At 68.6% G+C, this 12060-nt stretch carries 11 protein-coding genes and 1 pseudogene; 5 read left to right on the plus strand and 7 right to left on the minus strand.

The genetic code is table 11. The features are described from left to right. Positions 1–26: 26 nt before the first annotated feature. From ACIRD7_RS06860 to ACIRD7_RS06870, 3 genes are read right to left on the minus strand one after another with little or no spacing between them, the layout of a single operon-like run. On the minus strand, positions 27–374 hold the full coding sequence (locus tag ACIRD7_RS06860) for a tetratricopeptide repeat protein (protein WP_403450691.1): 348 nt from the start codon (positions 372–374) through the stop codon (positions 27–29). Between the two features lie 49 nt (positions 375–423). Beyond that, a complete protein-coding gene (locus tag ACIRD7_RS06865; RefSeq protein WP_403450694.1) occupies positions 424–885 on the minus strand; it encodes a MarR family winged helix-turn-helix transcriptional regulator in 462 nt (153 codons plus the stop codon). Then, positions 882–1373, minus strand: a complete 492-nt coding sequence (locus tag ACIRD7_RS06870; RefSeq protein ID WP_403450696.1) for a MarR family winged helix-turn-helix transcriptional regulator — start codon at positions 1371–1373, stop codon at positions 882–884. Before ACIRD7_RS06870 ends, ACIRD7_RS06865 begins: the two co-directional genes overlap by 4 nt. Positions 1374–1506: 133 nt before the next feature. Between ACIRD7_RS06870 and ACIRD7_RS06875 the strand changes: the two genes are divergently transcribed. Together ACIRD7_RS06875 and ACIRD7_RS06880 are read left to right on the plus strand one after the other, a co-directional pair. Beyond that, complete coding sequence (locus tag ACIRD7_RS06875) at positions 1507–2472, plus strand: pirin family protein (RefSeq protein WP_403450699.1); 966 nt, start codon at positions 1507–1509, stop codon at positions 2470–2472. Positions 2473–2621: 149 nt separating this feature from the next. Then, on the plus strand, positions 2622–3110 hold the full coding sequence (locus tag ACIRD7_RS06880) for a GNAT family N-acetyltransferase (RefSeq protein ID WP_403450701.1): 489 nt from the start codon (positions 2622–2624) through the stop codon (positions 3108–3110). Positions 3111–3293: 183 nt separating this feature from the next. On the opposite strand, the gene ACIRD7_RS06885 is transcribed toward ACIRD7_RS06880, so the two are convergent. Beyond that, positions 3294–4514, minus strand: coding sequence for a metallophosphoesterase (locus tag ACIRD7_RS06885; protein WP_403450704.1), 1221 nt, complete (start codon positions 4512–4514; stop codon positions 3294–3296). Between the two features lie 186 nt (positions 4515–4700). Next, positions 4701–6167: a non-reducing end alpha-L-arabinofuranosidase family hydrolase gene (locus ACIRD7_RS06890; protein ID WP_403450706.1), complete on the minus strand. Its 1467-nt coding sequence runs from the start codon at positions 6165–6167 to the stop codon at positions 4701–4703. Between the two features lie 445 nt (positions 6168–6612). Between ACIRD7_RS06890 and ACIRD7_RS06895 the strand changes: the two genes are divergently transcribed. Together ACIRD7_RS06895 and ACIRD7_RS06900 are read left to right on the plus strand one after the other, a co-directional pair. Further along, on the plus strand, positions 6613–8043 hold the full coding sequence (locus ACIRD7_RS06895) for an endo-1,4-beta-xylanase (protein ID WP_403450708.1): 1431 nt from the start codon (positions 6613–6615) through the stop codon (positions 8041–8043). A gap of 100 nt (positions 8044–8143) precedes the next feature. Further along, on the plus strand, positions 8144–9445 hold the full coding sequence (locus ACIRD7_RS06900) for an RICIN domain-containing protein (RefSeq protein WP_403451701.1): 1302 nt from the start codon (positions 8144–8146) through the stop codon (positions 9443–9445). A 119-nt stretch (positions 9446–9564) separates the two neighbouring features. Here the strand turns inward: ACIRD7_RS06900 and ACIRD7_RS06905 are convergent. Further along, positions 9565–9954, minus strand: a pseudogene (locus ACIRD7_RS06905) (LysR substrate-binding domain-containing protein); the annotation flags it as partial. A 237-nt stretch (positions 9955–10191) separates the two neighbouring features. Here ACIRD7_RS06905 and ACIRD7_RS06910 point away from each other — a divergent pair. After that, on the plus strand, positions 10192–10350 hold the full coding sequence (locus ACIRD7_RS06910) for a hypothetical protein (RefSeq protein WP_403450711.1): 159 nt from the start codon (positions 10192–10194) through the stop codon (positions 10348–10350). A gap of 216 nt (positions 10351–10566) precedes the next feature. On the opposite strand, the gene ACIRD7_RS06915 is transcribed toward ACIRD7_RS06910, so the two are convergent. Then, positions 10567–11742, minus strand: a complete 1176-nt coding sequence (locus ACIRD7_RS06915; RefSeq protein WP_403450713.1) for a glutathione-independent formaldehyde dehydrogenase — start codon at positions 11740–11742, stop codon at positions 10567–10569. Positions 11743–12060: the final 318 nt, after the last annotated feature.

Raw genomic sequence — 12060 nt, forward strand, 5'->3', positions numbered from 1 at the left:
GGGGAACCGGGCCCCTCGCACTGCGCTCAGAGCTGCTCGAAGTCGCCCGCCATCGCGGAGGCGAGGCGCAGGTGCGGCTCGGCCTCCTCGTGCCGCCCCTGCCGCTGGAGGGTCCGGCCGAGCATCAGCCGGGCGTACCCCTCGACCGGGTCACGCTCGACGATGACGCGCAACTCCGTCTCCGCGCGGCGCAGTTGGGCCGAGTGGTAGTAGGCGCGCGCCAGCAGCAGCCGCGGTCCCGTCTGCTCCGGCACCTCCTCGACCAGGTTGCCGAGGACGCGCGCGGCGGCGGCGAAGTCCTTGGCGTCGAAGAACATCTGCGCGCGCTCCCAGCGCTCGGCCGGTGTTCCGTGGTCGTAGTACGTCATGTCCACTCTGACCTCCTTCGACGCCGTCAACGGAGGGCAGTCGTTCAATATTCCACTACTTGGTCATGGCGGTGTCGGTCATGGCGGCGAGCTCGGCGTCGGCCCGCTCGGTGATGAGGGTCAGCACCCGCCCCGCTGCTGCCAGGTCCTCCCTGGGGATCCCGGCGTAGATCCGTGCGCTGATCGGGGCGGTCTCCGCCGAGGTCCGCTCGTGCAGCTCCCGTCCGGCGTCCGTGATCCGGACGCCGGACGGCTCCTGGGGCGCGACCAGTCCGGCCGCGACGAGCTCGTCGACCACCGCATGGGCCTCGGCGGGATCGATCTTCAGCGCGCCGACGACACCGTCGACGAGGTGGCTTCGCTCGACCGGCCCGTCGGCGACGGCGGTCAGCCGGAGGGTGACGGACTGCTGGAAGGTCACCCCGTGGCGCGCCAGCCCCCTTTCCAGCAGCGCGCGGCCGGCGTAGTGGGCCAGGGCTATGACCCGGGGGTCTACCAGGGGAGAGGTGGTGGTCATGACTGCTCCTTCTCGGACTCACTGTCCAGGGCGAACGGGTCAAGAGGTGCGTCGAGCAGGGTCGCCAGGTCGCGCGTGAACTCCCGGGTGCGCGCGCTGTCCAGCCCGCCGAGCGGCGCCAGCAGCTGTTGCAGGAGCCCTTGGACGACCTCGATCGCCTGCCGGGTCCGCTCCCGGCCCTGCTCGGTCAGCGTCAGCTGCACCGCGCGCGGGTCGCGGGGGTCCCGGGTGCGTTCGAGGAGGCCGGCGGCCTCCAGGGAGCGCGCCAGTTTGGAGACGTACAGCGGTTCGAGCCCGGTGTGGTCGGCCAGGCGCCGCTGGCTGGGGCGCTCGCCGCCGCGCTGCATGCCGTACAGCGAGGCCACCAGGGCGTACTGCGCGTGGGTGAGACCCAGTGGCGTGACGGCCCGGTCGACCGCGACCCGCCATTTCGTCGAAAGGCGCCACACCAGGAACCCGGGGGTGGCGTTCTCGGAACCCTTGCTCATGCCAGATACAGTACATGGCGACTATATCCATGGCTACTATTTTATTACCACGGCTACTATTTCCCCGAACGCATCGAGCCAGCCCCGGGTTACAGACTGACGAGGTGGCCCCGGCGGGGCTAGGTTGGGCGTCATGAGCAATCTTGATCGCGAGGCGGTGCCCGCCATCTGCGGCGGCCGCGGCTTCGTCGTGGCGGAGCCCGTACGCGAACTTCTCAGCCCTCGCCGCGTCAAGCTCGGCGAATCCACCGAGGTCCGCCGCCTGCTGCCCAACCTGGGCCGGCGCATGGTCGGCGCCTGGTGCTTCGTCGATCACTACGGTCCCGACGACATCGCCGACGAGCCCGGCATGCAGGTGCCACCGCACCCGCACATGGGCCTGCAGACCGTGAGCTGGCTCCACCAGGGCGAGGTGCTGCACCGCGACTCCACGGGCAGCCTGCAGACGATCCGCCCGCGCGAGCTGGGCCTGATGACCTCCGGCCGGGCGATCAGCCACTCCGAGGAGAGCCCGAAGTCGCACGCCCGCTACCTGCACGGCGCCCAGCTCTGGGTCGCCCTCCCGGACGGCCACCGGCACACCGACCCGCACTTCGAACACCACGCCGAGCTGCCGCACGTCACGGCACCGGGCCTGAGCGCCACCCTGATCCTGGGCAGCCTCGACGGGGCGACCTCGCCGGGCACGACGTACACCCCGATCGTCGGAGCCGACCTCACCCTCACGAGCGGCGCCGACGTACGCCTCCCGCTGGAACCGGACTTCGAGTACGCCGTCCTGTCCATGTCCGGCGAGGCCCACGTCGACGGCGTACCGGTACTGCCCGGCTCCATGCTCTACCTCGGCTGCGGCCGCACCGAACTCCCGCTGCGCGCCGAGTCGGACGCCGGCCTGATGCTCCTCGGTGGCGAGCCGTTCGAGGAGGAGCTGATCATGTTCTGGAACTGGATCGGGCGGACCCAGGAGGAGATCGAGCAGGCGCGTCGCGACTGGATGGAAGGGTCGCGGTTCGGGGAGGTGAAGGGGTACGACGGGGCTCCGCTGCCCGCCCCTGAGCTGCCGGCGGGGGCGTTGAAGCCGCGGGGAAGGGTCCGTTGACCTGAAGGAATGCCTGAAGTCGCGTGGTTGAAGAGTGGGAGGCGGTCGGGCGTTGCCTCCCACCTCTGCGGCAGGACGCCGGCAGCGGAGGCTCCCCGAGCAGCCGACCCGCCGAAGGAAGGCGCTTCCTGGTGCGAAATACTCTCCCGATGAGTTCACGTACTTCCTCGATCAGCCAGCCGATCACGATACGGAGGGCAGTCGCGCGGGATGCCAAACGGCTCACGCGTCTCGTGCGTGGTTCAGGCGCCTATGAGGGCAAGTACGCAGCCGCAGTGGCGGGCTACCGGGTCGGTCCTGATTACATCGAGGCCCATCGTGCCTTCGTAGCCGTGGGCGCCGGCGAGCATGGAGGCCGGGTCCTCGGGTTCTACTCGCTTGTCCTTGCTCCACCGGAGCTCGACCTGCTGTTCGTCGCCGACGAAGCGCAAGGACGTGGCATTGGGCGGCTGCTCGTTGCGCACATGCAGTCCGAGGCCCGTGCCGCCGGGCTCGACCGGGTCAAGGTCGTGTCGCATCTTCCCGCCGCTGACTTCTATCACCGCGTCGGCGCAGTGCGGACCGGGACCGTGCTCGCGAACCCGCCCGCCGTGCCGTGGGACCGTCCCAGTTTCGAGTTTCGCATTCCTTCGGAATGAGGCGGTGTGCCGGTTCGCAGGGCACCGGCTTCGCCCGCATGGTGGCCAGGCACGCAGGCACCGCTGGACGCCGCGCGCTCATGGTGCCGCTGGTGACGCGCACGGCGTCGCAGGATGCGCAGCCCTCTTCGGGGCGCCCGCACACTGCGACATCTCCAGGCGGAACCGCCGGCCCGCCCAGCGCTACGGGGTGGGGGGCCGCTGCGGGGAGCGGAGTACGAGCAGGGTGATCTCGCTGGGGGCGAAGACGCGGAAGGGCGGACCCCAGAAGCCGGTGCCGCGGCTGGTGTAGAGGAGGGTGCGGGTGCCGTGGCGGCTGAGGCCGGCGAGGGCGGGCTGGTCGACGCGGACCAGGTGGTGGAAGGGCCAGATCTGGCCGCCGTGGGTGTGGCCGGAGAGTTGGAGGTCGATGCCGGCGGCTGCCGCCCGCTCGACGAACTTGGGCTGGTGGGCCAGGAGCAGGACGGGGTGCTCGGGGTCGGCGCCGTGCAGGGCTCCGGCGAGGTGAGCGCCGTGGCCGGCGAGGCCGGAGGACTCGGCCGTGACGTCATCCACGCCGGCGACCACAAGGGTGTCGCCACCGCGTTCGAGCAGCAGATGGCGATTGCGCAGCGGCTCCCAGCCCAGCTCGTCCATCAGGTCGACCCAGCCCTGGGCCTCGCTGTAGTACTCGTGGTTGCCGGTGACGTAGACGCGGGCCCGGGTGGCCTGCACGGTGCCGAGTGGGGTGGCCTGGGCGCGGCGGCGTTCGGCCGTGCCGTCCGCGATGTCGCCGGTGTGGCAGACCAGGTCGGCTTCGAGCGTGTTCACCGTCTCGCATACCCGTGCCGACCAGTGAGTGCGATCGAGCGGGCCGTAGTGGGTGTCGGTGATGAGGACGACGCGGATGCCGTCCAATCCGGCACCCAGCCGTGGGAGTCGCACGTCGAGTCGGCGCACGCGCGGCACGCGGCGGGCTTCGGCGTACCCCCAGGCGAGCAGTACGGCGGTTGCGCCCAGGACGGCCCAAGTGACGATTCGGGCCCGGTCCTGACTCTCGTCGACGCCGGCCACGGTCAGGGCGAGCCGCAAGGGGACGCCGAGCAGAAGGGACCAGGTGAACAGAACCCAGCTGGTGCCCAGCAGGGTGTCACCGACGATCGCCGCCCGATCCTGCTGGCGCCGGCCGTGGCCGCGCACCATCGCGAGCGGCATACCGACGAGGCCCAGGGCGAACAGGGCGGTGCCGACCAGCGTGACGGGCAGCGGCCAGTGCTGGCCGGTGTGCAGAAGCACCCAGCAGGGCACGGCCCACAGCAGGACGGGGGCGATCAGGGGGAGGTAGCGCATCAGGCGGTGCAGTCGGCTCTGTCGCGGAGCTTGCGCTTCGCTGTCGGCGGGTCGGGTGTTGCTGGTGTCGGTCACGCTTCCCCCCTGGCCAGGCTGCCGTACCGCGCACTGTATCCCGTCGCCCTCGGGCTGGTGAGCGTTGCCCGCCCCTCGCTCCCTCGCCGTAGGAGCGCCGACGTGGTCGCGTGACCCGGGCGGGCTCGGCCTTCCGCCGGGCCCGCCACGTCGGCTCCGTACCGGAGCCGGACTCGTGCCACGCCGTCAGCGCTGCAGTGTCAGCAGACCCGGACGGTAGGGCAGGAGGCCGTAGTCGCCGCCGGAGTTCGGGCTGCGACCCTGGTAGAGCAACCGCAGATTGCAGGGGTCGACGGTCATGGTCTGATCGGCGCTGGTGCGGATCAGTTCGCCATGGCTGATGTCGTTGGTCCAGGTGGCGCCACTGTTGGCCTTGCCGGCGAAGGGGTTGCTCTCGGTCGCGGCCTGGGGTGTCCATGAGCCGTTCAGACTGGTGGCCGTGAACGAGCGGAAGTAGCGGCCCTGCGAGCCGATCGCCTCGACGATCATGAGGTAGCGGTTCTGACCCTGGAGCTTGTAGACCTGCGGGGCCTCGAACAAGTTGTTCTGGGTGTCGCTCATGATCGTCGTGTACGACGAGCCGAAGCTGCCCGGGAAGTTCCCGATCGGCATGCTCGCCCGGTAGATCTTGCCGTTGTCACCGGCGAAGAACAGGTACATGTTCGTCCCGTCGGCGATCAGCGTCTGGTCGATGGGTCCGGTGCCGGAGCCGGAGATGCTTCCGGTGAAGAGCGTCTGCTGGGATGACCAGCCATTGGGGTTGGTGGGGTCGCTCGACGTCCGGTAGGAGAAGGCGGTTCCGCCCCACTGGTAGGCGAGTACCCAGATGTTCTTCGGCGCGAAGTAGAAGAGCGTGGGCGCGACGGTGGAGGACGACATCGTGTTCTGGCTGGCCGAGGCCATCTCCGACCAGTTGGTGAACAGGCCGAAGTTCATGGAACCCCAACTCGTCCCCGTGTCGTGCGTCGTCGCATAGACGAGTTGCCTGCCGTTGTAGGGGACGACGGTGAAGTCCTTGAGCGACACCCACCCCGGTTTGGGCTGCGCCAGTGCGCCCGTTGATGTCCAGCGGTATGTCGACGGAAGATCGCACGTGCCGGGGATGTCGCCGCCGACCTTGACGAGCTGCCACTGCTGGTTGGTGCCGCCCCAGTCGTCGTACTGGACGATGTTCGCGTTGTCGGCGGTGGAACCGCCTTGCACTTCGAGGGCCTTGCCGCTGTGGCGCGAGACGAACCGCACGTAGCCGTCTGAGCTGTCGGCCAGCCGCCACTGCTGATTGGTGCCGTTCAGGTCGGCCCACTGGACGATCGAGCCACCGTTCGCGGTGGACAAGTTGTAGACGTCCAGCACCTTGCCCGAGTGGCGGGACTTGATGCGGTAGTAGCCGCCCCCGGAATCGACGAACTGCCACTGCTGCTGGGTCTGATCGTTCCTGGTCCACTGGGTGATGCGGGCGCCGTCGTCAGTCGCCCTGTTGTAGACATCCAGGGCCTTGCCGCTGTTGCGGTTGACCAGCACATACGAGGCGTTGGGGTCTACGGTCGCCGCGGCGGCGGGCTGGGCACCGAGGAAGGTGGCCACGAGCAGCAAAGGCGCGAGGACGGCGAGTAAGCGTCTTGGACGGAGCGGGGACGGGCGGCGAAACCACATCAGAGAGCTCCCTCTCGAAACATTCGAAGAATTCCCGGATACTTCGACGCCACAAGCTAGAAATGTGGAGCCCTCTGGTCAAGGCCTGTCGCTGAAACTGTCTACAAACGGCGCCTCCCCTCCCGGCCCTGGCTCCGTCCCTGGGGCGAAGAGGTTCCGAATGTTTCGATCGAGGGACCGAAATTTCTTTTGCAGAGAGTATTGACGATGCATCGTCAACGCTTCAGTCTCCCTGTCTGAGAACCCGGCGGTAGTTCGAAATGTCGAACCGTGACGCCGTATGGCGGTCCCCCCACTGAGCCGCGTTGGAGTGCCCCCATGCCTGTGTCGCAACACGCCGCCGCCCGGGTTCCGGCAGCCCGCCCTGCCCGACTGCCGAGTGGGAGCGGGCGACGAATTTCCCGCGGTTCAGTCCTTCCGTGATTTCTACCTTGGAGGCACAGTCATGGGCTCGTATGCCCTTCCCAGACTCCCTGTCCGCCAGAAGATCCGCGGCCTGCTGCTGGCGCTGGTCGTCGGCGCGCTCGGTACGTCCGCCGCACTGGTCGCGCCGCCGCCCGCACACGCGGCCGAGAGCACGCTCGGCGCCGCGGCGGCGCAGAGCGGCCGTTACTTCGGCACCGCCATCGCCTCGGGCAGGCTGGGCGACTCGGCGTACACGACCATCGCGAGCCGTGAGTTCAACATGGTGACGGCCGAGAACGAGATGAAGATCGACGCCACCGAACCGCAGCGGGGCCAGTTCAACTTCACCGCCGGTGACCGCGTCTACAACTGGGCGGTGCAGAACGGCAAGAAGGTGCGCGGCCACACCCTGGCCTGGCACTCCCAGCAGCCCGGCTGGATGCAGAGCCTCAGCGGCAGCTCACTGCGCCAGGCGATGATCGACCACATCAACGGCGTGATGGCCCACTACAAGGGCAAGATCGTCCAATGGGATGTCGTGAACGAGGCCTTCGCGGACGGCAGTTCGGGGGCCCGGCGCGACTCCAACCTGCAACGCACCGGCAACGACTGGATCGAGGTCGCCTTCCGCACCGCGCGCGCGGCCGACCCGGCCGCCAAGCTCTGCTACAACGACTACAACGTCGAGGACTGGACCTGGGCCAAGACCCAGGCCATGTACGCCATGGTCCGGGACTTCAAGCAGCGCGGCGTACCGATCGACTGTGTCGGCTTCCAGTCGCACTTCAACAGCGGCAGCCCCTACAACAGCAACTTCCGCACTACTCTGCAGAACTTCGCCGCCCTCGGCGTCGACGTGGCCATCACCGAACTCGACATCCAGGGCGCCCCGGCCACGACCTACGCCAACGTGACCAACGACTGCCTGGCCGTCCCGCGCTGCCTGGGCATCACCGTCTGGGGTGTGCGCGACAGCGACTCCTGGCGACCGGAGCACACGCCGCTGCTGTTCAACGGTGACGGAAGCAAGAAGCCCGCCTACACAGCGGTCCTCAACGCACTCAATGGCGGCTCCACGAACCCGCCTTCGGACTCCGGACCGATCAAGGGCGTCGGTTCGGGCCGCTGCCTGGACGTGCCCGGCAGCAGCACCACCGACGGCACCCAACTCCAGCTGTGGGACTGCCACAACGGCACCAACCAGCAGTGGACGTACACCGCCGCCGGCGAGCTCAGGGTCTACGGCAACAAGTGCCTGGACGCCGCCGGCACCGGCAGCGGCACCAAACTCCAGATCTACAGCTGCTGGGGCGGCGACAACCAGAAATGGCGCCTCAACTCCGACGGATCCATCGTCGGCGCCCAGTCCGGCCTCTGCCTCGACGCCGCCTCGGGCGGCACCGCCAACGGCACCCTGATCCAGCTCTACTCCTGCTCGAACGGCAGCAACCAACGCTGGACCCGCACCTGATGGGGCCTGCCGCAAACGAAGGGGTGAATCGATGAAGACCTACGGTGCGGCTCCCCCCGCCCCTCCACGAAGAGACCGCTGGTGGTCCCGGGTCGCCGCCGTGGTGGCGGCGACCCTCGCGATCGGCATGCTCGCCGCCGTGAATCCGGCGCCCGCCGAGGCGGCGACGGTGGACACCCAAGCCTGGTACGTCCTGGTCAATCGCAACAGCGGCAAGGCGCTGGACGTATCCGGCGCATCCGCCGCCGACGGCGCGCGGGTCAACCAGTGGACGCGCACCGACGGAGCCAACCAGCGGTGGCAGTTCGTGGACTCCGGCGACGGCTTCTACCGCCTCAAGGCCCAGCACTCGGGCAAGGTGCTCGACGTGGCCGGCGCCTCGACCGCGGACGGTGCCGGGATCCAGCAGTGGGCCGACCACAACGGGGCCAACCAGCAGTTCCGCCTGGCCGACTCCGACGCGGGCCACGTCCGGCTGATCAACCGCACCAGCGGCAAGGCGGTGGAGGTGCAGGGCGCCTCGACCGCCGACGGCGGCAACGTCGTCCAGTACGCCGACTGGGGCGGCGCCAACCAGCAGTGGCAGATGGTCAAGCTGTCGTCCGGTGGCGGCGGCGCATGCGGCAGCGCCCCGACTCTGGCGAGCGGTACGCACACGATTCAGAGCGGCGGCAAGAGCCGTAGCTTCATCCTCAGGGTTCCCGCCAACTACGACAACAGCCACCGCTACCGGCTGATCTTCGCGTTCCACTGGCGGGGCGGAACCGCCGGCGACGTCGCCTCCGGGGGCACGAGCGGGAACGCCTGGTCCTACTACGGCCAACAGGAACAGTCGAACAACAGCGCGATCCTTGTCGCCCCCCAGGGTCTGGGCAACGGCTGGGCCAATTCGGGTGGTGAGGACGTCACCTTCGTCGACGACATGATCCGGCGCATCGAGGGCGGCCTCTGTGTGAACCCGGCACAGCGCTTCGCCACGGGATTCAGCTGGGGCGGCGGTATGAGCTACGCACTCGCCTGCAGCCGGGCGAATGTCTTCAGGGCCGTCGCGGTCATCTCCGGCGCTGAGATCAGCGGGTGCAGTGGTGGCACCCAGCCCATCGCCTACTTCGGAATCCACGGCATCAGCGACTCCGTCCTGAACATCGCGCAAGGACGGTCCCTGCGCGACAAATTCGTCAGCAACAACGGCTGCACCCCCCAGAACCCGCGCGAGCCCGGGCCGGGCAGCCGAACGCACATCACCACCACCTACTCGGGCTGCCGTGCCGGATACCCGGTCCAATGGGCCGCGTTCGACGGAGGCCACATACCCGGTCCGGTCGACGGCTCCTCCGGCGAAAGCGGCGTCACCACCTGGACCAAAGCAGAGATCTGGAGGTTCTTCGCACAGTTCCAGTGACACGCCCGCACTAGGGAGTGGAGCCAGGACGATCCTGGCTCCACTCCGTCGATGTCTGTCCCGGATTGAAGGACGGTGTAAGAACCAGGAAAGTTCTTCAAGAGGGGCGCCGGGTGGGCTCACCAGGTCTTCGCAGCGGCGAGCAGATGCTCGCGGACGAGCGTGACGTGAGGATTGATGGAACTGCCTGGGCGTTGGACGAGGTAGGCGGTGTTGATCGGGGGGTCCTCCGGCTGGTGCAGCAGCCGGAGGGCGCCGGAGGCGAGTTCGGTGCGGCAGAGGTAGCTGGGCACGACGCTCCAGCCGGCACCGGCCGTGAGGGCGGTCAGGACGCTGCGCAGGTCCGGGACGGTGATCGCCGCCTGGGCGTGCAGGCGGCGGTCGAAGACGTGGCGCCAGTAGCGGCGGGCGATGGGCAGGTCCTCGGCGGAGGCGATCAGGGGCAGGCTTTCCAGGGCAGTGGGCAGTTCCCCTCCCTTGAGCCGTTCGGCCAGGACGGGGGCTGCGACCGGGCAGTCACCAGAACCCTGCCTTACCGCCGGAGGCACACGGATGAGCAAGATCCTCGCCGTAGTCACCAACCAGCCGACCTACGGATCGAACCCCCACCGGACCGGGCTGTGGATCGCAGAGCTGGTCCTACACGCGCGGGCATGGCGTCATCTGGGACTTCCCCGGCAATGCCGCGCTTCAGCAGGTCGCGCGGGACATCTATGAGAACGGCGGCGTGGTCTCCTCGGTCTGCCATGGTGCCTGCGGAATGCAAGCGGGGCGCGAACTATGTCAAGGCCACCATCCCGATGACCCCCTTCGCCACCGCTGACGGCAGGCTCGTGACGGGTCAGAACCCCGTTTCCACCAAGGCCGTCACGGCAAAGATCATCGAGACGCTGCGCCGACTCTGACCTTGATCCGCATCGGCCGGAACGGTCCTGCTGGGCTCGTCAGTTTCCAGTGCGCGGGATGATCAGGCAGGCTCGGGCTGAGTTTTGCTCTGCTCAGGTGTGACGGGAACGCAGGCGACCACGGTCCGTCCGTCCGCCCCGGCCGGAGCCGGGGTCGGACTCCGTTCGTCGGCCGGTCCGCTTCGGGGGAGCAGGCGGACGGCGGCCCTGGGGTTCCTACCGTTTGTGGCCGTTGCCGTGGCCGTCGGGATGCAGGACCACCTTGGTCCAGCCCTCGTCACGGGCGTCGAAGTGCTCGTAGGCGGAGGGGGCGTCGTCCAGGCTGAGCTCGTGGGAGACGACGAAGCTCGGCTTCGCCTTCTCGCCGGCGATCAGATCCCGCAGCGCCCGGTTGTACCTCTTCACCGGCGCCTGACCGGTGCCCATGTGCTGGCCCTTGAACCACATCATGCCGAAGTCGATCGGGACCTTGCCCTGGGCCTCCAGCTCCCCCTGAGCCTCCGTGCCGCCGGGATCCTGGGGCAGGAACACACCCACCACGCCGATGTCGCCGGTGAACCTGACCGAGTCGATCAGGCCGTTGAGCGTGAGGCTGGCGTCCTCGTGTCCCTCGGGGTCGTGCGCCTGGTAGCCGACGCACTCGCAGCCGTTGTCGGCGCCCAGACCGAGGGTGGCCTCCTTGACGACCTCCGCCGGGTTCTGCTCGGCCGTGTTGATCGGGATGGCCCCGATTTCCTCCGCCTTGCGCAGCCGGTCGGGCTGGTGATCGGCCGTCCAGACGCGACCGGCGCCCTTGAGGAGGGCGGAGTAGGTTGCCATGAGCCCGACGGGGCCGGCCCCGAAGACGATGGTCTGGTCGCCCGGTTTGACGTGGGCCATCTCGGTGGCGTGATAGCCGGTGGGGAAGATGTCGGCGAGCATCACGTAGTCGGTCTGCCGCTCGGCGGCGTCCTCGCCCAGACGCAGCGCGTTGAAGTCCCCGTAGGGCACGCGCAGCAGTTCCGCCTGGCCGCCCTGGTAGGGGCCCATGTCGGCGAAACCGTAGGCGGCTCCGGCGAGGGCCGGTTCCGGCTGCATGGTCAGGCAGTAATTGGTCAGACCCCGCTCGCACTGCTTGCAGAAGCCGCAGGCGATGTTGAAGGGCAGGACCACGTACTCGCCGACCTGGACCTTGCGCACGGCCGAGCCGACCTCCACGACCTGGCCCATGTTCTCGTGTCCCAGCGTGCGGCCGGACTCGAACGAGGTGCGGCCCTCGTACATGTGCAGGTCCGAACCGCAGATGTTGGTAGTGGTGATCTTGACGATGATGTCGCAGGGGTGCTCGATCTTCGCGTCCGGCACGTCCTTCACCGTGACCGTTCGCGGTCCTTCGTATACCGCTGCTTTCATGATGACTTCCCTTGGTGTCGCGGGGATGACCGCGGCACGGCGATGACGAGGGCGCGAAGAGCCTGACTCTCGGAAGTTGCTACGGCGGGGTCGTGGCTCCGGCACGCCTCTACGGGCCGTTCACCCGGGTCAGATGGAACGGTGGTGCCGCCACCGGCCCGCCAGGCGGAGCTTCGGCGCCCGGCGGCGTGCCGTGCGAGTCCCCATCGGCCTCCGACGCGAAACGACCATTCCCGATCGATCAGCGGTTTTCTTCGCATCCGGCCGGCCACCGACCGTAGGGGCATCTCCGACTCGGGTCACCAGCCAGTCACCGTG

It is taken from the genome of Streptomyces sp. NPDC093568 (assembly GCF_044764945.1).
Lineage (GTDB): Bacteria > Actinomycetota > Actinomycetes > Streptomycetales > Streptomycetaceae > Streptomyces.